22 protein-coding genes are annotated in these 21,120 nt (G+C 69.9%); 7 read left to right on the top strand and 15 right to left on the bottom strand.

Annotation, left to right across the window (positions count from 1 at the left end):
• Positions 1 to 16: 16 nt before the first annotated feature.
• From BMY35_RS25365 to BMY35_RS25345, 5 genes are read right to left on the bottom strand one after another with little or no spacing between them, the layout of a single operon-like run.
• On the bottom strand, positions 17 to 700 hold the full coding sequence (locus BMY35_RS25365) for a TIGR02117 family protein (protein ID WP_093205340.1): 684 nt from the start codon (positions 698 to 700) through the stop codon (positions 17 to 19).
• A gap of 7 nt (positions 701 to 707) precedes the next feature.
• Entirely contained in the window at positions 708 to 1,955 is a 1,248-nt protein-coding gene (locus tag BMY35_RS25360) for a Y-family DNA polymerase (RefSeq protein WP_093205338.1), read from the bottom strand.
• Between the two features lie 52 nt (positions 1,956 to 2,007).
• Positions 2,008 to 2,625: a YiiX family permuted papain-like enzyme gene (locus tag BMY35_RS25355; protein WP_093205335.1), complete on the bottom strand. Its 618-nt coding sequence runs from the start codon at positions 2,623 to 2,625 to the stop codon at positions 2,008 to 2,010.
• A 33-nt stretch (positions 2,626 to 2,658) separates the two neighbouring features.
• Positions 2,659 to 4,143, bottom strand: a complete 1,485-nt coding sequence (locus tag BMY35_RS25350; protein WP_093205333.1) for a TRAP transporter large permease subunit — start codon at positions 4,141 to 4,143, stop codon at positions 2,659 to 2,661.
• Positions 4,144 to 4,686: a TRAP transporter small permease subunit gene (locus BMY35_RS25345; RefSeq protein ID WP_256229529.1), complete on the bottom strand. Its 543-nt coding sequence runs from the start codon at positions 4,684 to 4,686 to the stop codon at positions 4,144 to 4,146.
• A gap of 115 nt (positions 4,687 to 4,801) precedes the next feature.
• On the opposite strand from BMY35_RS25345, the gene BMY35_RS25340 reads away from it, so the two are divergent.
• A complete protein-coding gene (locus BMY35_RS25340; RefSeq protein WP_240652123.1) occupies positions 4,802 to 5,374 on the top strand; it encodes a putative glycolipid-binding domain-containing protein in 573 nt (190 codons plus the stop codon).
• A gap of 13 nt (positions 5,375 to 5,387) precedes the next feature.
• Here BMY35_RS25340 and BMY35_RS25335 read toward each other — a convergent pair whose 3' ends face one another.
• The gene (locus BMY35_RS25335; RefSeq protein WP_093205329.1) at positions 5,388 to 6,380 is read right to left on the bottom strand and encodes a Bug family tripartite tricarboxylate transporter substrate binding protein; all 993 of its coding nucleotides are present in this window, start codon (positions 6,378 to 6,380) and stop codon (positions 5,388 to 5,390) included.
• A complete protein-coding gene (locus BMY35_RS25330; RefSeq protein ID WP_093205326.1) occupies positions 6,377 to 7,297 on the bottom strand; it encodes a LysR substrate-binding domain-containing protein in 921 nt (306 codons plus the stop codon). The genes BMY35_RS25335 and BMY35_RS25330 overlap by 4 nt, the downstream gene beginning before the upstream one ends.
• A 157-nt stretch (positions 7,298 to 7,454) precedes the next feature.
• On the opposite strand from BMY35_RS25330, the gene BMY35_RS25325 reads away from it, so the two are divergent.
• Genes BMY35_RS25325 through BMY35_RS25315 form a run of 3 tightly spaced genes read left to right on the top strand, consistent with a single transcriptional unit; the run spans position 7,455 to position 12,561 of the window.
• Positions 7,455 to 10,187 (top strand): tannase/feruloyl esterase family alpha/beta hydrolase, encoded by a 2,733-nt coding sequence (locus BMY35_RS25325; RefSeq protein WP_256229526.1) that lies wholly within the window; start codon positions 7,455 to 7,457, stop codon positions 10,185 to 10,187.
• Positions 10,184 to 11,551, top strand: coding sequence for an alpha/beta hydrolase (locus tag BMY35_RS25320; RefSeq protein ID WP_093205321.1), 1,368 nt, complete (start codon positions 10,184 to 10,186; stop codon positions 11,549 to 11,551). The genes BMY35_RS25325 and BMY35_RS25320 overlap by 4 nt, the downstream gene beginning before the upstream one ends.
• A gap of 32 nt (positions 11,552 to 11,583) precedes the next feature.
• A complete protein-coding gene (locus BMY35_RS25315) occupies positions 11,584 to 12,561 on the top strand; it encodes a tripartite tricarboxylate transporter substrate-binding protein (RefSeq protein WP_093205319.1) in 978 nt (325 codons plus the stop codon).
• Positions 12,562 to 12,583: 22 nt separating this feature from the next.
• On the opposite strand, the gene BMY35_RS25310 is transcribed toward BMY35_RS25315, so the two are convergent.
• The 5 genes from BMY35_RS25310 to BMY35_RS25290 form a co-directional block, all read right to left on the bottom strand.
• Positions 12,584 to 13,060, bottom strand: coding sequence for a nucleoside deaminase (locus BMY35_RS25310; protein ID WP_093205316.1), 477 nt, complete (start codon positions 13,058 to 13,060; stop codon positions 12,584 to 12,586).
• 22 nt (positions 13,061 to 13,082) lie between these two features.
• On the bottom strand, positions 13,083 to 13,418 hold the full coding sequence (gene uraH / locus BMY35_RS25305) for a hydroxyisourate hydrolase (protein ID WP_093205314.1): 336 nt from the start codon (positions 13,416 to 13,418) through the stop codon (positions 13,083 to 13,085).
• Between the two features lie 30 nt (positions 13,419 to 13,448).
• Positions 13,449 to 13,958, bottom strand: coding sequence for a hydroxyisourate hydrolase (locus tag BMY35_RS25300; RefSeq protein ID WP_093205311.1), 510 nt, complete (start codon positions 13,956 to 13,958; stop codon positions 13,449 to 13,451).
• Positions 13,959 to 14,079: 121 nt separating this feature from the next.
• Positions 14,080 to 14,607 (bottom strand): 2-oxo-4-hydroxy-4-carboxy-5-ureidoimidazoline decarboxylase, encoded by a 528-nt coding sequence (uraD, locus tag BMY35_RS25295; RefSeq protein WP_093205309.1) that lies wholly within the window; start codon positions 14,605 to 14,607, stop codon positions 14,080 to 14,082.
• A gap of 35 nt (positions 14,608 to 14,642) precedes the next feature.
• The gene (locus tag BMY35_RS25290; protein WP_093205306.1) at positions 14,643 to 15,989 is read right to left on the bottom strand and encodes an MFS transporter; all 1,347 of its coding nucleotides are present in this window, start codon (positions 15,987 to 15,989) and stop codon (positions 14,643 to 14,645) included.
• 182 nt (positions 15,990 to 16,171) lie between these two features.
• Here BMY35_RS25290 and BMY35_RS25285 point away from each other — a divergent pair, with 182 nt between their 5' ends.
• Both BMY35_RS25285 and BMY35_RS25280 read left to right on the top strand, forming a co-directional pair.
• Positions 16,172 to 17,143, top strand: coding sequence for a LysR substrate-binding domain-containing protein (locus tag BMY35_RS25285; protein WP_093205303.1), 972 nt, complete (start codon positions 16,172 to 16,174; stop codon positions 17,141 to 17,143).
• A gap of 76 nt (positions 17,144 to 17,219) precedes the next feature.
• Positions 17,220 to 17,648, top strand: a complete 429-nt coding sequence (locus BMY35_RS25280; RefSeq protein ID WP_256229520.1) for an SgcJ/EcaC family oxidoreductase — start codon at positions 17,220 to 17,222, stop codon at positions 17,646 to 17,648.
• A 20-nt stretch (positions 17,649 to 17,668) separates the two neighbouring features.
• On the opposite strand, the gene BMY35_RS25275 is transcribed toward BMY35_RS25280, so the two are convergent.
• Positions 17,669 to 18,622: a GlxA family transcriptional regulator gene (locus BMY35_RS25275; protein ID WP_093205298.1), complete on the bottom strand. Its 954-nt coding sequence runs from the start codon at positions 18,620 to 18,622 to the stop codon at positions 17,669 to 17,671.
• A gap of 109 nt (positions 18,623 to 18,731) precedes the next feature.
• Between BMY35_RS25275 and BMY35_RS25270 the strand changes: the two genes are divergently transcribed.
• Entirely contained in the window at positions 18,732 to 19,727 is a 996-nt protein-coding gene (locus tag BMY35_RS25270; protein WP_093205296.1) for an SLAC1 anion channel family protein, read from the top strand.
• A gap of 9 nt (positions 19,728 to 19,736) precedes the next feature.
• On the opposite strand, the gene BMY35_RS25265 is transcribed toward BMY35_RS25270, so the two are convergent.
• Together BMY35_RS25265 and BMY35_RS25260 are read right to left on the bottom strand one after the other, a co-directional pair.
• A complete protein-coding gene (locus tag BMY35_RS25265; RefSeq protein ID WP_093205293.1) occupies positions 19,737 to 20,240 on the bottom strand; it encodes a DUF2938 domain-containing protein in 504 nt (167 codons plus the stop codon).
• On the bottom strand, positions 20,233 to 21,105 hold the full coding sequence (locus BMY35_RS25260; protein ID WP_093205291.1) for a class I SAM-dependent methyltransferase: 873 nt from the start codon (positions 21,103 to 21,105) through the stop codon (positions 20,233 to 20,235). The genes BMY35_RS25265 and BMY35_RS25260 overlap by 8 nt, the downstream gene beginning before the upstream one ends.
• Positions 21,106 to 21,120 lie beyond the last annotated feature (15 nt).

Genomic DNA, 21,120 nt, shown 5'->3' with positions numbered 1-21,120 from the left:
CTGAATCCGAAGCTGGTCAGGGCCGCGCCGGCTTCAGGTGCCACGTCACCGTGAAGTCGAAGGGCGTCCAGCGGCTGGCGGTGACGCCTGCGCGCCGCAGGCCGCGGCCGGTCCAGGTGTTGCAGGTCTCGAAGAGGTTGTAGCCGCCCTCGGCCTCGTAGAAGGCGTCCTGGTTGTCGTAGTGCGCGCCGGCGATGGGCGTTGCCCGGCCGGAAGGCAGCGCGGCGCGCACGTAGTCTGCGAGCTGCGCGTACTGCGCCTGCGTGAGCGGCAGCGCATATGCGCCTTGCCCCAGCTGGTTGCGCCGCAGGTAGCTCACGTGCATCAGCGCGCGGTTGCCGCCGACGAGCGCGCCGAACGCGCGTGCCGCCGTCAGGTCGGCCCAGGTGGGCGTGTTCAGGTAGAACTCGCGGTCGCCCCAGCCGATGGCGATGAATTCGGCGTCGGGCGGCGGCGCCTTGAAGTCCTTCAGCGGAAAGAGCTGCAGCCAGTCGATGGTGGCCGTGCGGATCGGGAACACGTAGTCGGTATGCACGCCGTTGCTCAGGACCCAGGCCTGCACTTCTGCCTTGGTGCTCTGCGGAGGCTCAGGATTGGCGGGCCAGAACACGAGCGCGCAGGCCGTCGCCACGTACAGGCCCACCAGCGCGAAGAAGCCCAGCAGCGTGAAGGCGATGCGGCGCAGCCAGCGTCGGACCATCGCGTACTCAGAAGAGCGAAGCGGTGGTGGCCACCGGTTCCGCCGTCGCGCGGTGCGTGCCGGAACCTGCGGGCGCCAGCGCCTCGGGGCTGCCGGCCTTCGCCAGCGTGCCCACGCGCACGCCCAGCAGGCGCAGCGGGCGCTCCAGCGGCACGCGCTTCAGGCACAGGCCGCCGGTGTGGCGGATGGTCTTCGCGTCGTCGGTGAAGCGGTCGATGGTCTGGTCGCGGGTGGCGATCCTGAAGTCGTCGTAGCGCAGCTTGATGCCGATGGTCTTGCCCACGTAGCCCTTGCGCTGCAGGTCGGCGGCCAGTTGCTCGCACAGCTTCGTGAAGATCGCGCCCAGCTCGGCGCGGTCGCGCACCGCGTGCAGGTCGCGGTCGAAGGTGGTCTCGCGGCTCATCGACACGGGCTCGCTCTCGGTCACCACCGGGCGGCTGTCGCGGCCCCACGAGACCTCGTGCATCCAAGCGCCGGTGGCCTTGCCGAAGTTGGCGACGAGCCAGTCGCGATCGCGCGCCGCGAGCTGCCCCACGGTCTCGATGCCGAAGCGCTTGAGCTTCTCGTCGGCCTTGGGGCCGATGCCGTTCACCTTGCGGCAGGGCAGGGGCCAGATGAGTTTTTCCAGGTCGTCCTCGTAGACGACCGAGATGCCGTTGGGCTTGTTGAACTCGCTCGCCATCTTGGCGATGAGCTTGTTGGGCGCCACGCCGATGGAACAAGTGAGGCCGGTGGCGTCGAGGATGGCCTTCTGCAGCAGCCGCGCCAGCGAGCGCCCGCCGTCGCGCTGCCCGCCGGGCACGTCGGTGAAGTCGATGTACACCTCGTCCACGCCCCGGTCTTCCATGAGCGGCGCGACCTCCAGGATGATCTTCTTGAAGGTGCGCGAGTAGCGCCGGTATTCGTCGAAGTCCACCGGCAGGATGATGGCCTGCGGGCACAGCTTGGCCGCCTTCATGAGCCCCATCGCGGAACCCACGCCGAACTGCCGCGCGGGGTAGGTGGCGGTGGTGATCACGCCGCGGCCGGTGTAGTCCTTCAGCAGCGGGAACGAATCGACCGGAATGTCGGCCAGCGTGCCGCCCTCGGGCAGGTTGCGGATGGCCTCGTCCACGCGCCGCCGCCCGCCGCCGATCACCACCGGCAGGCCCTTGAGCTGCGGATAGCGAAGCAACTCGACGGACGCATAGAAGGCGTCCATGTCGAGGTGCGCGATGCGGCGGATCGGCGGTGCCGTCGGGGTCTGGGAGCTCACGGAAACAATTGTCTCGCGGCTGGGCGCCACGTGTGCGCCGGGGGCGATTCGATCAGCGCGTTTCCACCGTCACCAGCAGGGGCGATTCGAACATCGCCACGGGGGAGATCACGGGCTCGTCCATCGGCACCTTGTCGCCGTAGCGCTCGCGCATCTTGGCGCGCACCGCCGGGTCGGTGAGGTTGAACTCGCGGATCTTCTGCAGCTCGCCGATGCGCACGCCCAGCGCGCGCTGGTAGAGCTTCCACACGAGCTCGGAGCAGTAGATGCGCTTGTCCGACCACTCGAAGGTCAGGTCGTAGGGCCGGCCCTCGAAGTCGGATGTGCCGGCGCGCAGCTTCGCGATCGCGCCCGGCGTGAGCAGCGTGTCGGCGTTGCGCAGCCGCTTCACCACGTAGTGCCCGCCGTTGCCGCGCGCCGTCCATTGCGCGAGCGGCGTGTAGCGCACCGTGGACACGGCCTCGAACACATGGGGCTTGCCGTTGCGCATCAGCACGATGCCCATGTGGCTGTAGCGCGAGCCGGTCGCGCGCTGCACCGCGATGCTCTGCGCCGAGCGCGAGGTGTGGAAGATGATGTCGCCGTCCTTCAGCTCCGTCGAGGCATGGGCGGCGCCTGCCAGGAGAGCGGACAGCACGAGCGCGACGGCTGCAGGGAGCTTGAAGGTCATGGGCGCGCATTGTGCGGCACGCCGCGCGGCAATCTATTTCTCTTCTGGCGGAGGGGCACTGTCGCCAGTGTCGGGCGGCGCCATCTCGCGCATCAGACGCTCCACCGCCTCGTCGTTCATCGGTTGGGCGGGCGCGAGCGCGGTGGGCGAGGTGCGAAGCCAGCGCGTGGTCTGGGGCAGCGCCATCACCAGCACCGTCACCGCCGCGAGCACCGCGAGGTACGGCACCAGCACCCGGCCGACGGCGACCGCCGGCGGGCGCGGCTTCACCTGCCCGCGCGCCAGCACCAGCGCGTAGCCGAAGGGCGGCAGCAGGAAGCCGGCCTGCAGCACCAGCAGCGTGAGCGTGGCGATCCATGCCGCGTCGTCGAGCTGCGCGAGCACAGGCGGCATGACGATGGGCACGATCAGGAAGATCAGCTCGAAGGCGTCGAGCACGAAGGCGAAGGCCAGCAGCACGGCCAGCACCACCGCGAGCCCGATCACCGGATGGTCCTGCAGCGACAGCATGAGCCGCGCGATCAGCCCGTCGGTGCCGAAGCCGCGCAGCAGCAGCGAGAAGGTGGTGGCGGCCACCAGCAGCGCATAGAGCGCGCCGGTGAGCGCCATCGCGTCGTCGAGCACTTGCCGCAACACGGCGCGCGTGAGCTGGCGCGACACCGCGCCCCAACCCAGCAGCAGCACGCAGGCGGCGGCCGCGCCTTCGACCGCGCGCACCTTGCCGAGCGTGACCAGCACCAGCAGGGCACCGATCAGCGAAGGCACGACAAGCAGCGTCCAGCCCTCGCGCCGCTCCAGCGGCTCGCGCGGTGCGGCGCTCTTCGGCTTGCTCCGCGCACCGAACCACGCCACGGCCAGCCAGCCCAGCAGCAGCGCCGCCGCCGGCACCAGCGCGGCCTGGAGGATGTCCTGCGTGTTGACGACGCGGCTGGCCGCGCTCGCCGAGGGCAGCGCCAGTTCGCGCGCCATGTTCATGCCCTCGGTGTGGGCGCGCAGCATCGCGTCGCCGAGCAGCAGGAGCACCAGGGATGGCGGCACGATCACGCCCAGCGTACTGGTCACGGCCACGAGCGCGGTGCGGCGCGCGGGGGGCAGGCCCTCGCTCGCCCAGCCCTGGCCAGCGGTGCGCGCCAGCGTCAGCAGGCTGGCGCCCACCGAGCCGTTCATCGGCGCGAGCAGCAGTCCCAGAACCATGCCGGCGAGCTCGGGTGCGGCGCGCGGCGCGACGAAGGCCAGCACCTTGCGCAGGCCGTTGTACAGGTAGCCGGCGAGCGACAGCCGGTTGAGCAGTGCGCCCACCAGCGCATAGAGCGCCAGTGCCTGCAGCAGGTCGTGCTCCAGCAGGCCGACGATGCGCCAGGGCAGGTTCTGCAGCAGCGCCAGGTCGAAGGTGCCCAATGCCAGGCCGGCCAGCGCGCCGATCGTGCATGTGCCCAGCAGCACGGCGTAGGTCGGCCAGCCGGTGGTCATCATCAGCGCCAGGGCCAGCGCGAGGAGTGCGAGTCCGAGCCAGGGCATCTACGGGCCGGGCTGTCCGGGTTGGCCGGTGTCCTCGGGCGGGTTCGCTGGGCGCAGCTCCTGCCAGAGGTCGAGCGCGCTCTGCAGGGCCAGCAGCGCGGCGAGCAGCAGCAGGGCCACCTTGATCATGAAATAGCCGGGGTTGAAGGTGTCGGGAAAAAGTTCGAGCGCCTCCACCGAGCGCATCACCGGTGCCGCCGCCGTGAAGACCAGGAACAGCGCCCAGGGCAGCACGCACAGCGCCGCGCCGATGCGGCGCAGCCGCGCACGGCGCCCGGCGTTGTCGGCCGCCAGGTCGGGACGGGCCACCAGATGCGCGCCGCGCCGGCCTGCGTGCCGCAGCGCCACCGCCACGTAAAGCGCGAACAGCCACTGCGCCAGGTCGTTGGCCTGCGTCGGCCCGTTGCCGGAGCCGGCCAGGTCGCGCAACGGCCATTGGGCGAACAGCAGCAGCGCGATGGCGACGGCGAAAGTCATCGCCACGCGGTCGATCCAGTCGAGCCAGCGCGGCGCGGGCGGGCCGGAGGGCTCCGCGGAGTCCACGGGGGGAGGGGTGTCTGCCGGAGGCGTCATGCGGGGAAATCGTCTTCCCCGAACCTGACTGGCACCTGCGGGGCGGCGGGTCATTGCTTGCGCGCCGCAGCATGCAGGTGCCATCATGCGCGCCATGCAAACGGTCGCCTCCATCCTCTGGCGCAGGCTCGATGTACCGGGCCACGACGCCTGTCGCCTCGAACGCAACGCCTCGGCCTGGCAACTCGACGGAGCCGCCGTGTTCCGTCTTGAAGACGGCCGTATCGGCCAGCTGCACTACCGCGTGCGCTGCGACCTGCTATGGCACACCCAGTGGGGCACGGTGCGCGGCTGGCTCGGCGACTCGGCAGTCGACCTGTCGATCGCCCGCGACGCGCGCGGCCACTGGAAGCTCAACGACGAGCCCGTGCCCGACCTGTCGCACTGCATCGACCTCGACCTGGGCTTCACGCCCGCCACCAACCTGCTGCAGCTGCGCCGCCTCGGGCTCTCGAAAGGCGAGGGCGCGGATGCACCCGCCGCATGGGTCGACATCGACGGCGGCGGCGTGCTCAGCGAGCTGATGCAGCGCTACGAGCGGCGCAGCGACAACGAGTACGCCTACGAGGCGAAGCGCTTCGACTATGCGGCCACGCTGAGCGTGACGCCCGACTGCTTCGTCAGCGACTACCCCCGGCTCTGGGTGGCCGAGAAGTAGCCACCCACAACGCTCAGTCGAACTGCGACCGATCACCCGCGACCAGATCGCGGTTGCGCCGCCGGTCGATCGCGATCTCGTGCGCGAACGCCTCGGTGCCGCCTCCGGCCGGCAGGTTGTAGGCCGCACGCAGCCGCGAGCGCACCGCATCGCTTTCCAGCACCCGGTTGATCTCCGCATTGAGCATCTGCACCACGGCGCCCGGCGTGCGTGCCGGCGCAAAGATGCCGAAGAGCGAGTCGCGGTTTGCCTTATCGAAGCCCAGCTCCGCGAGCGTGGGCACCGTGGGCAGTGCCTCGATGCGCGCGGGCGCGCCCACCGCCAGCGCCTGGAAGCGGCCGCCCTCGATGTACTGCAGCTGCTGCGCGGCGACATTGGTCGACAGCACCTCGAACTGGCCGCTCAGCGCATCGTTGAGCTGTGGGCCGCCGCCCTGGTAGGGGATGTGCGTGATGTCGGTGCCGCTTTGCACGCGGACCTGCGCCAGCACCAGGTGGCCGATGGTGGCCACGCCCGATGTCGCCCAGCGCACCGCGCCCGGCTGCCTGCGCGCCTGCGCGATCAGCTCGCCGAATCCGCGACCGGTGAAGGCCGGCGTGCCCACCACCAGCACCGGCGTGCGCATCACGCTGGCCACGGGCACGAAGGTGCGCATCGGGTCGTAGGGAACGCGCGCCAGCAGCGGGTGCAGCGTGAGCGGGCTGATGGCCGAGAAGGCCAGCGTGCAGCCGTCGGGCGCGGCGCGGGCGAGCGCATCCATGCCGAGGCTGCCGCCCGCGCCGGGGCGGTTCTCGATGAGCACTGGCACGCCGAGCGAACGTGCGAGCGGCTCGGCCAGCACGCGCGCCATGCCGTCGCTGACACCGCCGGGTGGATAGACCACGATCAGGCGTACCGGCTTGTTCGGCCACTGCGCCGGTGCGGCATGAAGCACGCGCGGCAGCGCGTAGGCGGCCGCGAGCAGCGTGCCCGTGCCCTGCAGCAGTCGGCGGCGAAGCCGGTTCATGAGCCCGGGTTCTCCAGCGCCAGCCGGCGCAGCATCGCGGCGAAGTTCAGCGCGGGCAGGTTGTCTTCCTCGGCGCGCGACACCAGCGTGAGCGGCGCGTCGAGCTGGCCGCCGTCGGCCAGCCGCGCGTAGGCGATGGCATGTGCGTGCACGCCGTGCATCGAGGCCGGCACCACCGAGAGGCCGACACCCGCGGCCACGAGATTCAGGTTGGTCATCATTCGATCGACTTCGGCCACCACGCGCGGGCGCAGTCCCTTGGCGTGGCACAGCGCGAGCAGGTCGGCATAGAGGCCGGGCGCGCCCGGGCGCCGCACGAGGATGATGCCTTCCTCGCAGAGCTTCGCGAGCGGCAGCGGGCGCGAGTCCTTGTCGCGGCCGAGGGCAAGGCGGTGATCGCTGGGCATGGCGACCAGCACCGGCTCGCGCAGCAGCGTCTCGAACAGCAGCCCCTCGGGCCGTGCCACCGGCACGCGCAGCAGGCCGCAGTGCAGGCGGCCCGCGGCCAGCGCCTCGGTGAGCTCGGCCGCGTTGTCCTCGCGCAGCTGCAGCTCCACTTCAGGGTACTCGCGGCGGAACTCGCGCAGCGCCTCGGGCATGAATCGGTGCGCCGCCGCCGAGCTGGTGAAGCCCACCGCGAGCGTGCCGGACTGCCCCTTGGCCACGCGCGTCATGCGCTGCTTCATGGCCTCCATGTCCTGCAGCATGCGCAGCGCCTCGGCCTGGAACAGCCGGCCCGCGTCGGTCAGCGCCACGCCGCGCGGATGGCGGCGGAACAGCAGCACGCCCAACTCGCGTTCGAGCGCCTTGATCTGCAGGCTCAAAGGCGGCTGCTGGATGCCCAGTTGCTCGGCCGCGCGCGTCATGTGGCCGGTCTCCGCAACGGCGGCGAAGTAGCGCAGTGCCCGTATGTCCATATGTTTTTTGTATGAAAAGTGCCTTGTTATTTTATTTGACCCTAGGTCACACCGAATCTATCGTCCGGCCGCCCATTCAAGAACAAGCGGCCCAACGAGGCCGCATGCCGGAGACAAACCCATGCGCACAACGCGCCCTGCCTCGATCCCTGCCTCGATGTTTCGAGCCGTCCGCCACGCGGTCGGCCTTTCGCTGGTCTCGCTGATCCTTGCCGCCTGCGGTGGTGGCGGCGGAGGTGGAGGCGGCGGCATCGGCTTCCTGCCGACCACCCCGCCAGCCAGCGGCGGCAGCAATCCGCCCGCCACCAACCCGCCCGCGGACGATCCGCCGGACAACCCGCCGCCCCCGCCCGTGCAGCCGGCCGTTTCATGCGCGGACCTCAACGGCAAGAGCCTGCCCGCCTCGCTGATCAGCCTGCCCACGCAGGGCGCCACCGTCACCAGCGCCACGCCCGTGGCCGCGAGCGACGCCGGCAACACGCTCGGCGACTACTGCCGCGTGCGCGGCACCATCCAGCCGGTCGACCCCAGTTCGCAGTCCATCAACTTCGCGGTCAACCTGCCGGAGAAGTGGAACCAGAAGACCATCCACTTCGGCGGCGGCGGCTTCGACGGCGTGCTGATCGACGGCACCGAGGTCATCCGCTTCGGCCCCGCCGGCAAGCCCGCGCCGCTCGCGCTGGGCTACGCCACCTACGGCGACGACTCGGGCCACCAGTCGGGCAGCATCACCGACGGCAAGTTCGCGGCCAACGACGAGCAGCTCGCCAACTACGGCGGCAACTCGCTCAAGAAGACGCGCGACGTGGCGCAGGCGCTGGTGCTCGCGCGCTATGGAGTGGCGCCGAAGCACGCCTACTTCCTCGGCACCTCCACGGGCGGTCGCGACGCGCTGAGCTACATCCAGCGCTGGCCGTTCGACTACGACGGCGTGATCGCCAACGAGCCCGCGCTCAACTACACCGGCACGCGGCTGTCGAACGTGGCCGTGGGCCGCGCGCTCTACTACAACAACGGCACCGACGGCTGGATGGACCTGAGCGAGACGCTGATGGTGCAGAAGGCCGCGATGCAGGCCTGCGACAAGCTCGACGGCGCGGCCGACAGCATCGTGAGCAACGTCGAGAGCTGCCGCCAGCTCAACACACAGCTGCTGGCCTCGCTGCGCTGCCCCGGCGGCACGAAGACTGCCAAGACCTGCCTGTCGGACGCGCAGATCGCCACCGTGAAGGCCATCGAGTCGCCGCTCGATTTCACGACCTATTCGCTGGCCAACGGCGTGAAGCGCGCGGGCGGCTACAACCTGCTCGAAGGCGCGCTGGTGGCGGGCCCGTTCACCACGCGCGACCTCGGTACGCGCAACGTGCCGGCCAACCCCGCCACCTCGGCCGACGCCAACATGTACGTCACTGGCGACCAGTGGGTGAAGTTCTTCGTCACGCGCGACGCCAACTTCAACACGCTGACCTTCGACCCTCTGAACCCGGGCAGCTATGCCGCGCGGGTGACCGAGGTGTCGAACATCACCGACGCCACCAACCCGAACCTCGCGCCCTTCTTCGCGCACGGCGGCCGGCTCATCATGCTGCACGGCCTGGCCGACGAGGTGATCAGCCCGAACTCGACCATCGACTACTACAAGCAGCTCATCGCCACGGTGGGCCAGGCCTCGGTCGACCAGAACGTGCGCTTCTACACCGTGCCCGGCATGGGCCACGGCACCGGCAGCTTCATCCCCAACTGGGACTCGCTGGCCGCGCTCGAAGGCTGGGTGGAAAACGGCCTGGCTCCCGCCACCGGCGTCGCGGTGGACGCGGTGGCCGGCACTTACGGCCGCACGCGCCCGCTGTGCCTGTTCCCGGCCTGGCCCAAGTACCGCGGCAGCGGCAGCCTGGACGCGGCCGTCAACTACAGCTGCGTCACCGAGGTCGGCGACCCGCTGGCCTGCCCGAACCTGCCCGCGGCCGTTACCAGCTACAAGGGCGGCAACAGCTTCGGCGAAGAGCTGCGCGTGCAGATCGACCCGGCCACCATGGCCTACACCGTGACCATCGACGCGAGCCTGCAGCGCGCGGCCGGCACGGTGCGTACCGGCACGCTGGTGTCGGAGGGCAACTGCAGCTACGGCAGCGGAGAGAGCGGGGCGGTGTTCAGCTTCGGTGCCGGCGGCGTGCTGTCGGGCGGCGTGAATGCGCCGAGCGGCGGCGGCTTCGCGCCTCTGCTGGCCTTCCAGAACACCTTCCAGAACGCGGCGACGCCGATGGTGTTCAACCCGGTGGCGAACGTCTTCAATGCGGTGGGTGTGCAGCAGGGTACGGGCGGCACGACCGCGCAGGCGCTGGCGGTGCGGCTGCGCAACCTGGGCTCCTTCCAGTACTGCCGCGATCCGGTCAGCGGCGGCTTCATGATCTACGACGCGAGCTGCACGCAGACCGAGAAGGGCTACATCACCTACAACGGCACGCGCGGCTCCTTCGACCTGTTCACGACCTCGCCCACCGGCGGTGCCGTGACCAGCGGCGGCACGCTCACCGGCTCTATGGTGATCGGCCTCGTCAGCGGCACGGCGGTGCCGATGCACCTGGTGCGCGAATCGGCCGCCAACGCGGGCATGCGCCTCTTCGGCCTACAGCAGAGCCTGGTCTCCGGCACTGCCGACGGCAGCTATGCGCTGCTCAGCGTCAAGGGCGAGAACCACGATGCCACGGTGGCCGGCAGCGGCCTTAACCTCGGCGGCGCGGCCGCGGGGCTGAGCTACGACACGCCGGTGCTCGGCGTGGCGCAGGCCGATGCCGGCCGGTCGGGCAATTTCATCTTCAACAGCGGCGTCCTCGCATTCGTCTCCACCGATGCGGCGAAGGCGGCGCTAGAACTCGGAGTACGTCATTGAAAAAACGACTGTCCAGCCTTGCGGCTTCCATGGCCTTCGCGCTGATCGGCGCGGCATCGACGCTGCCCGCGCATGCGGCGCCCTCAGGGCCCAAGGCGGCCGCCTGCCCGGCGCTGGTGCCAGAGTCGGCGCGCTGCTACACCGGTGAGGATGGCGCGGGCTCCTTCTACTGGATCGCCATGCCCAAGGACTGGGCGAAGAACGCCGGCCGCGTTCTCGTGATGCACGCCCATGGCGGCCCCGAGACCGGACCGCCCAAGCTGGAGCGCAGCGAGGAAGACCTGAAGCGCTGGGCAGTCACCGTGAAGGCCGGCTACGCATGGGCCGCCTCCACCTACCGGCGCGGCGGCTACGGCGTGACCATGGCGGCGGAAGACACCGAGCGCCTGCGCCAGATCTTCGTGCGCCATTTCGGCCAGCCGTACCGCACGCTGCTGCACGGGCAGAGCTACGGCGCGGGCGTGGCGGCAAAGGCGGCGGAGCTCTATGCACCGGCCGGCGGGGCGAAGTCTCCCTACGACGGCCTGCTGCTCACGAGTGGCGTGCTCGGCGGCGGCAACAGCGCCTACGACTTCCGGCTCGACCTGCGCGTGGTTTACCAGTACGTCTGCCGCAACCATCCGCGTCCCGACGAGCCGCAATACCCGCTGTGGATGGGCCTTCCTCTTGACTCCAAGCTCACGCGCGCCGATCTCGCCGCCCGCGTGAAGGAGTGCACTGGTGTCGGCCTGCCGGCCGCGCAGCGCACGCCCGAGCAGGCGGCTCGGCTGAAGACCATCCTCTCGGTCGTGAAGATCCAGGAGCGCTCGCTGCTGGGCCATCTCACCTGGGCGACATGGCTCTTCCAGGACCTAGTGCAGAAACGGCTCGAGGGCCGCAACCCCTTCGGCAACATCGGCGTGGTCTACAGCGGCTCGGCCGACGACGCGGTGCTCAATGCCGGCGTGCTGCGCTACGCGGCCGATCCGCAGGCCAAGGGCGCGCTGGCGGCCGACAGCCAGCCCACCGGCCGCACCGCGCTGCCCACCGTGGGCCTGCATGCGATCGATGACCCGACGGCCTTCGTCGAGCTGGAAAGCTCCTACCGCCGCATCCGCGATGCCGCGGGCACCGGCAACCTTCTGGTGCAGAGCTTCAGCAGCGAGCGCGAGCACAGCTACCTGAGCGATTCGGAATACCCCGCGCTCTTCGCCGCGCTGCTCGACTGGATCGACAAGGGCGAGAAGCCCACGCCAGAAGGCCTCGCGCAGCGCTGCAAGGCGCTGATGCCGCACTACGACACCGACGGCAAGAACGGCTGCCACATCCAGCCCGCATGGCAGCCGCCCGCGCTCGAGAGCCGCGTGCCGTCGCGCGCGCCCTGAATCATTTTTCAATCCAACGTCACGGAGACTCCATGAAGAAACTGTTCGCCCTCGCGGCGATCGCCGCCGCCGCCGTCGCTGCCCACGCGCAGGACTTCCCGGGCGGCAAGCCCGTCACCATCGTCGTGCCCTTCGCGGCCGGCGGCCCCACCGACCGCGTCGCGCGCGACCTGGCCGAGGCGCTGCGCAAGCCGCTCGGCGGCGCCAGCGTGATCATCGACAACGTGCCCGGCGCCGGCAGCTCCATCGGCGCCGCCAAGGTGGCGCGCGCCACGCCCGACGGCTACACGCTGCTGCTCAACCACATTGCGATGGCGACCGTGCCGAGCCTGGTGCGCAACGTGCCGTTCAAGGTCGAGAGCGACTTCGAGTACCTGGGCATCGTCAACGACGTGCCGATGACGCTCATCTCCAAGCCCGGCATTCCCGCCAGCAACTACAAGGAGCTGAGCGGCTGGATCGCCGCCAACAAGGGCAAGATCAACATCGGCAACGCGGGCGTGGGCTCGGCGTCGCACCTGTGCGGCCTGCTGTACCAGAGCGCCACCAAGACCGAGATGACGCCCGTGCCCTACAAGGGCACAGCGCCGGCCATTACCGACCTGATCGGCGGCCAGATCGACCTGCTGTGCGACCAGACCACCAACACCACGCCGCACATCCAGGCGGGCAAGGTGAAGGCCTTCGCCGTCACCACTTCCAAGCGGCTGGCGTTGCCGACGCTGAAGGACCTGCCCACGCTCGACGAGGCGGGGCTGAAGAACTTCCAGGTCACGATCTGGCACGGCCTCTATGCGCCCAAGGGCACGCCCGCGCCGGTGCTGAAGAAGCTCAACGACGCGGTGAAGGTCGCGCTGAAGGACCCGGACTTCATCCATCGCGAGGAGCTGCTGGGCGCCGTGGTGGCGACCGACGGGCGCATCGAGCCCGCGGGCCACAAGAAGTTCGTGATCGACGAGATCGCGAAGTGGACGCCGGTGATCAAGGCGGCCGGGGTCTACGCGGACTGAGGCCGCGCCCCGGGGCCTGTGTTCAGCGCATCGAGCGCGACCAGGCCTCGTACAGGTCCTCGCCCTCGTCGCGCACGGGCAGCGATCGCACGGGCATCTCGCGCTGCTCCAGCGGCCGCGCGATCTCCAGGTAGCCGCGTTCGGCCGAGAGGTCGTGCGGCTCTCCGTCCTCGTTGGAGTAGGCGTAGTACACCTCCTTCACGCCGGCCAGGTACATGGCCGTGAGGCACATGGGGCACGGGTAGCCGCTGGCGTACACGACGCTGCCCGACAGGTCGGTGCCGCCCTGGGCCTTGGCGGCGATGCGCACCGCCTGCATCTCGGCGTGGGCCGTGGGGTCGCACAGGGCGTCGACCTCGTTGACCGCCCGGGCCAGCACCTTGCCGTCGCGCACCAGCACGGCGCCGAAGGGCCAGGTCCTGCGCTCGCGCACGTTCCGCATGGCCAGCCGGATGGCGTCGACCATGTACTTCTCCGAGTCTTGATCGGGATGGGGCATCTGTGGAAACTCCTGCGGCGAATCAGCTGCCGCGATAGGTTGAAAAGAACCAGGGTGCGCACAGCATCGGCACGTGGTAGTGCTGCGCTGCGTCGAAGATGGAGAAGCGCACGGGCACCACGTCCGAGAGCCCGTCGGCCGCCTTGAAGTGGTCGCCGACGTGGAAGCGCAGCTCGAAGTGGCCGGTGCGCGCGTCCTTGGCCGCGAGCATGGGCGCATCGGTGCGGCCGTCGGCGTTGGTGCGGGTGCCGTTGATGCGCGTGGGCGGGTTGGTCGCCACGTCGTAGAGCTCCACCTGCAGGCCCGCCAGGGGCCGCCCGTTGGTGATGTCGAGCACGTGCGTCGAGATGCCGGTCATGTCGTTTCCTCTTTCGTCAGTGCAATGGGCTCAGCTGCCGCGCGAGTAGGTGTAGCTCCACGGGCCGAACTGGATCGGCAGGTGGATGCGCTCGGCGACGTTGGCGACGCGGATGCGCACCGGCAGCTTCGTCAGGAAGGGCGGCATGGGCAGCACGGCCTTCCTGCCGGCGAAGTAGTCGTCGATGTGCAGCAGCAGTTCGTAGTCGCCGGGCTGGTAGCTGTCTCCGATCAGCAGCGGGTCGTCGGAGCGCCCGTTGCCGTTCATGACGACGCTGCGCAGCTGCCTGTAGCTGCCGCCTTCCAGCCGGGAGAAGTCGATGCGCAGGCCGGTGGCGGCCGCGCCGTGGAAGGTGTCCAGCGCGTGCACCGTGAGCCGCGGGCTCACGCCGTGCAGCACGATGGGGCCGCTGGCCCGGGCGGGGGCGGCCGGCTGCTGTGCCAGCGCCCCGCGCGCGGTCAGCGCCGCGGCGCCGAGCGCCAGTCCCGAGAGCGCAAACTGCCTGCGCGCGGGATGGTGGGATACGACTTGATTCGCCATCTTTGCTTGTCTCCTGTCGTTGTCTGCCCTTTTTCCGGGCGATGGAACGCCTGGCCGGTGCGAGGGCACACCGGCTGGCGGGAACGGGAACGTGTCGTGGGGAAGGGGAGCGCCGGCGGCTTCAGCCGTCCAGCAGGGCGTTGATGCGCCCGCGGGTGATGAAGCCGATCTGGTCGAGCGCGGCACGCTGCTCGGTCTCCGTGCTCGCCGCCGCGCGCGTGCGCATCGCCTCGAAGATCTGCTGCTTGGTGTTGCGGCGCACGGCGATGATGAAGGGGAAGCCGTGGCGCTCGCGGTAGGCGCGGTTCAGGTACTGCATCTCGTCCAGCTCGTCGCGGCTGAGCGCGTCGAGCCCGGCGCTGCGCTGCTCGCCGACGGACTCGGCAGTCATCGTGCCGGCCTGGGCTTCGCGGCCCGCCAGCTCCGGGTGGCCGCAGAGGAAGGCGATGCGGCGCTCCTGCGGCGCCTGCCGCACCACGTCGAGCATCGCGGCATGCAGCGCGTCGACGTCGGCGAAGGGGCGGCGCGCCCACGCGGCCTGCGCGACCCAGGGGGAGTTCTCGAAGGTCGGCCCGACGGCAGCGACGAAGGCGTCGCGGTCCATCTCGTTGAGCGCGGCCAGGTTCAGGCGGGTGGTGGTGAGGATCATCGGTCGTTCATTTCTTCGGTGACGGGGCCTGCCGCTCAGCGCGCGGCGGCGGCAGCAACGGATTGCTTGCGGTGCGAGGGCACGCAGGCCAGGATCAGCAGGGTGGCGCAGATCTCGACCGCCGCCACCACGTACAGGCCGGGCGAGAGGCTGCCGGTGGAGGTCTTGATCAGGCCCAGCATCCAGGGCGCGCCGAAGCCTGCCAGGTTGGCGATGGAGTTGATCAGCGCCACGCCGCCGGCGGCCGCGGTGCCGGCCAGGAAGCGGTTTGGCATCTGCCAGAACACCGGGATGGCGCTCATGGTGCCGACGATGGCCAGGGTCAGGCCCACCAGCACCGCCAGCGCGCTGTGCCCAAGGAAGAGCGCGACGGCCAGCAGCGACACCGCCCCCAGCGCAGCGGCCAGGCCGCAGTGCCAGCGCGATTCCTGGTGCTTGTCGGAATGGAAGCCGTTCCAGATCATGCCGACGGCGCCGCACAGGTAGGCCACGGCCATGATCCAGCCCACCGCCACCGGGCTGGCGAAGCCCACTTCCTTGACCAGCGTCGGGCCGTAGAAGGTCAGCGAGGAATTGGCCGCGATGATGCAGAAGAAGATCAGGATCAGCAGCCAGATGCGCCCGCTCCTGAGCGAGGCCAGCATGCTGTGCTCGCGCTGGCCCAGCGAGCGGCCGTCGCGCTCGAGGTCCTCGTGCACCAGCTGGCGCTCGCGTGCCGTGAGCCAGTCGGCCTGCTCGGGCCTGTCGGTCAGGTAGAAGTACGTGACGAAGCCGGCGATGACCGAGGGAATGCCCTCCAGCAGCAGCACCCACTGCCAGCCCGACCAGCCGTTCACGCCGTGCATGCCGGTCATGATGGTGCCGGCCAGCGGCCCGCCGATCACGCCTGCGAAGGCCGAGGCCGACATGAACATGCCGAAGGCCTTGGCGCGCCGGTCGTTGGGGAACCAGTAGGTCAGGTACAGGATGATGCCGGGGTAGAAGCCGGCCTCGAACACGCCCAGCAGGAAGCGCAGGAAATAGAACATCTCCGGCGTCTTCACGAACATCGTGGCGATGGAGGTCAGCCCCCAGCCGATGGTGATGCGCATGATGGTCTTCTTGGCCCCGATGCGCTGCAGCAGCAGGTTGCTCGGCACCTCGAAGAAGAAGTAGCCCAGGAAGAAGATGCCCGCGCCCAGGCCGTACATCGCCTCGCTCCACTTGAGCTCGTCGAGCATGGTGAGCTTGATGAAGCCGATGTTGACCCGGTCGATCCAGGCCAGCACCCACAGCAGCATCAGGAAGGGAATGAGCCGCCAGATGATCTTGCGGTAGACCCCGTCCAGCTCGGACGGGGTGGATGAAGGCCGGACCGATGCGGCCGCTGTGGTTGATGTCATGCTTGTCTCCAGGTCCTTGATGTGGGGCGCTGCGATCCGGACCGGCAAAAGGAGCGCCGCCTGCGTGGGCACTGTAGGCACAATGGTCCGGCCGCGCGCACGGCGCGCGGAATGTGCGGCATAAACCAGAGCGATAGGTCGCGCCCCGCAAAGGCGCGCCATCCGGTCGAACCCCTAGACACATGACCAGAAGCCAGGACCTTGTCGACATCCACCTGCTGCGCGTGCTGGCGGTGCTGGTGGCCGAGCGCAGCGTCTCGCGCGCGGCGGTGCGCATGAACCAGACGCAGCCGGCCGTCAGCGCGGCGCTGCGGCGCCTGCGCGACGCCTTCGGCGATCCGATCCTGGTGCGCGAGCGCGGCGGCATGGTGCCCACCGCACGGGCGCTGCAGCTGCGCGACAGCGCGCGCGAAGTGCTCGGCGAGATCGACCGCATGCTGGCCGGCCCCGAGCGCTTCGAGCCCGCCTCCAGCACCATGACGTTCACCATCGCCACGCCGGACTACCTGGCGGCCAGCTTCATGGCCGAGGTGGTGGCGCGCTTCCGCGCCGAGGCGCCGCAGGCACGCCTGCTGGTCCACCCGCTGACGCCCGGCTACGACTACGAGCGCGCGCTGGCGCAGGGCGAGCTCGACATCGTGATCGGCAACTGGCCGCTGCCGCCCGAGCGCATGCACCTGTCGCTGCTGATCGAGGACGAGCTGGTGTGCATGATGAGCCCGCGCAACCCGCTGGCCGCGCCCGACGCCATGACGCTGCCGCGCTACCTCGCGGCCGTGCACGTGGTGCCCACGCCGTTCGCCAAGTCGCACCGCGCGGTGGTCGACAGCCACCTGGCCGGGCTGCGGCAGACCCGCGACGCGCGCGTCTTCGTGCCTTACTACGCGATGGCGCCCTACCTCGTGGCCCAGAGCGACCTCGTGTTCACCACCGCGCGCCACTTCGCCGAGCAGTTCACGCGCAGCCTGCCGGTGGTGTGCGTGGCGGCCCCGGAGGGCTTTCCGCGCATGCGCTTCTATCAGCTGTGGCACGAGCGCTCGCAGCACCAGGGCGCCCATCGCTGGCTGCGAGGCCTGCTCTCGACGGTGGGTGGCCACCTGGCGCAGGCGGCGCCGGGATCGGCGAGCGGGCCGCCCGCCGACGAGGACGTGTAGAGGGCCCGTCCGTGCAACGGATCCCCGATGCGCGGACGCCGGCAAGAACCCAGGTGAAGCGAGCCAGATGAACCAGATGAACCATCCTGAAGATGCACCCGAAGCGTTCCAGGCCGCCTGGAACAGCCACGACATGAAGGCGCTCGCGGCGCTGTTCCACGCCAACGCGAGCTTCGTGAACCGGTTCGGACACTACGTGCGCGGCGTCGAGGAAATCGTCGACCTGCATGCTCCCATCCACGCGACCATCTACAGCGACTCCACGCTCGACAACGAGCTGATCGACGCCACCCCGATCGGCGACGACGCCGCGGTCGTGCACTTCTGGAGCCGCCTCTCGAGTGGCCCGGCGCACCCGGCGGGACCGCATGCCGTCGACACGCTGATCCTTGCCGTGCTGACGCGGGAGTCCGGCGAGTGGCGGATCAAGGCGCTGGAGAATGTCACGCTGACGAATCCCCGCACCGGGGAAACCGTGCTCAGGGACGACAAGAAGACGGCCTGAACGAGCGGCCGCCCGCCGCGTCAGGTCGCGAAGCGCCGGCGGTACTCCACGAGGCTGACCCCCAGGCGACGTGAGAACGCGCGCCGGAAGCCGTCCACGTTCGCATAGCCCACCGCGTCGGCCAGGCGCTTGGCAGGCGCGTCCGACTCCTCGGCCAGGCGGCGGGCGGCGTCGATTCGCGCGTTCTCCACGAACTCGGCGGGCGTCGTTCCCGTCTCGCTGCGGAAGATGCGCGCGAAGCTTCTTTCGCTCATGCCCGCGCGCGCGGCGAGGGCGGGCACGGACAGGTCGTCCTTCAGGTTCGCGAGCACGTGGTCCTGCACCGCGCGCACGCCGGAGCGCTCGGAGGTCTGCGCCGCCAGGTGCGCGCTGAACTGGCTCTGGCCCCCAGGGCGCTTGAGGAACATCACCAGCTGGCGCGCCACGCGCAGCGCCAGTTCGCGGCCGTGGTCCTCTTCCACCATCGCGAGCGCGAGGTCCATGCCGGCGGTGACCCCGGCCGAGGTGAAGAGGTTGCCGTCCTTCACGTAGATGGCGTCCGCCTCGACGCGTGCACGCGGGTACGCGGCCGCGAGGCCGGAGGCGACGTTCCAGTGGGTCGCGACGCGCTTGCCGTCGAGCAGCCCCGAGGCCGCCAGCACGAAGGCTCCGGAGCACACCGAGCCGTAGCGCCGCACGCTGCCCGCCTGCCGCCGGAGCCAGTCCTGCAGCTGCGTGTCGCTTTCCATGTCCTCGATGCGCGGGCTGCCCGCGACCAGCAGGGTGTCGATGGCGCCGCGATGCGTTTCCACGGTGGCGTCGACGGCCAGCTTGAGGCCGCCGCTGCTCTTGAGCACGCCTGCCTTGGTGCCGATCACCTGCACCTGGTAGGCGCGCGGATTGCCGAGCTGGTGCGAGGCCTCGGCGAAGACGTCGGCGGGCCCGGCGATGTCGAGCAGCTGGAAACGGGGAAAGGCGAGGATGGCGATACGCATGGCTGACAAGGTCCGGGGATTGGCTGAAAACGCCGTGAACCGGGGACGGCGACGACTGGAGTCTGGCGGAAAATATCAACTAATGCAAATTCAGCCAAAGGTGCCAGCCATGCAAAGCCAGTCACTGAACCCTTCCTCATCCGTCGTTGCGCCGCGCGCCGAAGTCTCCGTGCGCAACCTTCCAGTCAACCTCTTCGCCTCCGTGATGGGCCTGTCGGGCCTGGCCCTCGCGTGGCGGCTCGTGCACGAAAGCCTGGGTGTGCCTGCATTCGTCGGCGAGGCCGTGGGGGCGTTCGCGCTGGTCGTCTTCGTGCTCATCTCGGCGGGCTACCTGACGAAGCTCGCGAGGCACCCGCAGGCGGTGCAGGCGGAGTTCAGGCACCCGGTGGCGGGCAACTTCTTCGGCACCATCGCGATCTCGGTGCTGCTGCTGTCGGTCGTCATTGCGCCCTACAGCGCGCCCGTCGCGCACTTCGCCTGGACCGTGGGCCTGATCGCGACCATCGCGCTGAGCTTCGTCGTGCTGTCCCGGCTGCTGAAGGGGCAGGTGGATGCGTCGCTCGCCGTGCCGGCCTGGATCATCCCCGGCGTGGCCACGCTCGACATTCCCGTCACCGGCGCCCACATGCCGATGGCTTGGGCCGGCGAAGTCAACCTGGCCGCGAGCGCGATCGGTGCCGTGCTGGCGCTCGTGCTCTTCACGATGATCATCGGCCGGCTCGTGCATCGCGATCCGCTCGCTCCCGCCATGGAGCCTTCGCTGATGATCCTGGTGGCGCCCTTCGCGGTGGGCTTCCTCGCGTACACCAACGTCGTCGGCGAGATCGACCGCTTCGCCGCGATGCTCTTCTACTTCGGCCTCTTCATCTTCGCGGTGGTCGCGCCGAAGGTGTTCCGCAAGGGCGCGACGTTCTCGCCGAACTGGTGGGCGATCGGTTTCCCGATGGCCGCTCTCGCCAACGCGGCGCTGAAGTACGCGGAGCTGCGCGCGAGCGTCGCGCTCTGGGTCGTCGCTCTGGTGCTGCTGGCCGCGCTGAACGTCGCGCTGGCTGTTCTCACGGTGAAGACCGTTCGGATCGCGCTCAACGGGAAGCTGTTCGCGTAAGCCTGCGGGTCAGGCTGCGAGGGCAAGCTCGGCCAACCAGCCGGCCGCATAGAGACCCAGCCCGAAGACAGCGTGCGTGACCAGGCTGTGCAGCCGCGCGACCATGGGCCGTGGTGTGCGGCTTGCTGCGATGCCTGCGCCCATGCCCGGCTGCATCACCAGGAAGGGCGCCGCCACGCTGCCGATGCCGACGATCATGGCCGGGCCCAGCGTGGGGTTGCCGGCCCACGCCGGCCCCCAGCCGGCGAACAGCAAGGCTGCGAAGGCGATGCCGATGCCGTAGTGCGCCGCCCATCCGAGCGCCCGCTCGCCGCGCACGGGTGGCGATGCGGCGATGGGGTGGTGGCGAAAGCGGCCCTGCGGCAGGTAGGCGAGCCAGCGGCCCACCAGTGCGTAGTCGAGCAAGGGAACGCCGAGCAGCCGCCTGCGGGCGATGGCCCAGAGGTCCATCGCCGCCGTCGCGCCCACGCCGGTCAGCAGCATGCTCGCGAGCAGCTTCGTGCCTTCAGTCATTCCGGTTTCTCCCCGGCGCGTGCGCGGCGACCATCCAGCAGGCCGCGACCAGGCGGACTTCGTCTCCGTGCACGAAAGGCTCGAAGGCGGCGCGGACCGTGCCGATGACCCGTTCGCGCGTGCGCTCGTCCACCTGCCGCAGCGCCAGGCCGACGGGGCCCAGCCGGCTCAGGTAGCCGACGAGATCTTTCTCCGGCAGGGTGCAGGGCAGGTCGACGGGCCGGATGTCGATGCCGCGCCAGCCGCTTTCCTCGAGGATGGCTTCCACACGATGCCTGTCCGCAAAGCCGAACTGGCCCGGCGCGTTCGGCTGTCGAGGCGGAAGATCCGGCAGCAGCGGAGCGGCAGCGCGCTCGGCGGTAGTCATGAAGGGGTTCTCGGCCGCGCCGCGCCAAGCGATGAAGTGCAGTGCGGCACCGTCCTTCGCGGCACGCCGCAGGTTGGAGAAGGCGCGAACCGGGTCGTCGAAGAACATCACTCCGAGGCGCGAGACGATGCTGTCGAAGCTCGCGGGCTCGAATGCATGCGTCTGGGCATCGGCGCAGACGAAGCGTGCCGCCGCGCCTTCGCGCACGGCGCGACCTTGGGCGGCGGCGATCATCGGCTCCGAGATGTCGATGCCGGTGCAATTCGCGCCGGGGCCGAGCACCCGTGCGATGGCCAGAGTGGTGCCGCCGGTGCCGCAGCCCACGTCGAGCACGCGGCCCGTCGGCGGGCTGCTGGCGCATGCGGCTTTCACGAGCAGCTTCTCCAGGGGACGGAACAGATGGTCGAGCGTCGTCTGCGCGTCGACCCAGGCGTTCCCGGCCGGGCCGTTCCAGAGCCTGGCCTGTTCGCTACTGGGCTGCTGTGCGGTTCTTTCCATGATGGTTTCCTCTTG

It is taken from the genome of Variovorax sp. YR750 (assembly GCF_900109805.1).
GTDB classification, from domain to species: domain Bacteria; phylum Pseudomonadota; class Gammaproteobacteria; order Burkholderiales; family Burkholderiaceae_C; genus Variovorax; species Variovorax gossypii.
The sequence above is the reverse complement of the archived record's forward strand: the minus strand, read 5'-3'. Positions and strand labels throughout refer to the sequence as shown.

Excerpts from the sequence above, each read along its gene's own strand:
- BMY35_RS25325 (WP_256229526.1), top strand. The coding sequence starts at position 7,455 with ATGTTTCGAGCCGTCCGCCACGCGGTCGGCCTTTCGCTGGTCTCGCTG.
- BMY35_RS25340 (WP_240652123.1), top strand. The coding sequence starts at position 4,802 with ATGCGCGCCATGCAAACGGTCGCCTCCATCCTCTGGCGCAGGCTCGAT.
- BMY35_RS25365 (WP_093205340.1), bottom strand. The coding sequence starts at position 700 with ATGGTCCGACGCTGGCTGCGCCGCATCGCCTTCACGCTGCTGGGCTTC.
- BMY35_RS25260 (WP_093205291.1), bottom strand. The coding sequence starts at position 21,105 with ATGGAAAGAACCGCACAGCAGCCCAGTAGCGAACAGGCCAGGCTCTGG.
- BMY35_RS25310 (WP_093205316.1), bottom strand. The coding sequence starts at position 13,060 with ATGCCCCATCCCGATCAAGACTCGGAGAAGTACATGGTCGACGCCATC.
- BMY35_RS25330 (WP_093205326.1), bottom strand. The coding sequence starts at position 7,297 with ATGGACATACGGGCACTGCGCTACTTCGCCGCCGTTGCGGAGACCGGC.
- BMY35_RS25355 (WP_093205335.1), bottom strand. The coding sequence starts at position 2,625 with ATGACCTTCAAGCTCCCTGCAGCCGTCGCGCTCGTGCTGTCCGCTCTC.
- BMY35_RS25350 (WP_093205333.1), bottom strand. The coding sequence starts at position 4,143 with ATGCCCTGGCTCGGACTCGCACTCCTCGCGCTGGCCCTGGCGCTGATG.
- BMY35_RS25335 (WP_093205329.1), bottom strand. The coding sequence starts at position 6,380 with ATGAACCGGCTTCGCCGCCGACTGCTGCAGGGCACGGGCACGCTGCTC.
- uraH (WP_093205314.1), bottom strand. The coding sequence starts at position 13,418 with ATGACCGGCATCTCGACGCACGTGCTCGACATCACCAACGGGCGGCCC.
- BMY35_RS25290 (WP_093205306.1), bottom strand. The coding sequence starts at position 15,989 with ATGACATCAACCACAGCGGCCGCATCGGTCCGGCCTTCATCCACCCCG.
- BMY35_RS25265 (WP_093205293.1), bottom strand. The coding sequence starts at position 20,240 with ATGACTGAAGGCACGAAGCTGCTCGCGAGCATGCTGCTGACCGGCGTG.
- BMY35_RS25315 (WP_093205319.1), top strand. The coding sequence starts at position 11,584 with ATGAAGAAACTGTTCGCCCTCGCGGCGATCGCCGCCGCCGCCGTCGCT.
- BMY35_RS25285 (WP_093205303.1), top strand. The coding sequence starts at position 16,172 with ATGACCAGAAGCCAGGACCTTGTCGACATCCACCTGCTGCGCGTGCTG.
- BMY35_RS25275 (WP_093205298.1), bottom strand. The coding sequence starts at position 18,622 with ATGCGTATCGCCATCCTCGCCTTTCCCCGTTTCCAGCTGCTCGACATC.
- BMY35_RS25280 (WP_256229520.1), top strand. The coding sequence starts at position 17,220 with ATGAACCATCCTGAAGATGCACCCGAAGCGTTCCAGGCCGCCTGGAAC.
- BMY35_RS25300 (WP_093205311.1), bottom strand. The coding sequence starts at position 13,958 with ATGGCGAATCAAGTCGTATCCCACCATCCCGCGCGCAGGCAGTTTGCG.
- BMY35_RS25270 (WP_093205296.1), top strand. The coding sequence starts at position 18,732 with ATGCAAAGCCAGTCACTGAACCCTTCCTCATCCGTCGTTGCGCCGCGC.
- uraD (WP_093205309.1), bottom strand. The coding sequence starts at position 14,607 with ATGATCCTCACCACCACCCGCCTGAACCTGGCCGCGCTCAACGAGATG.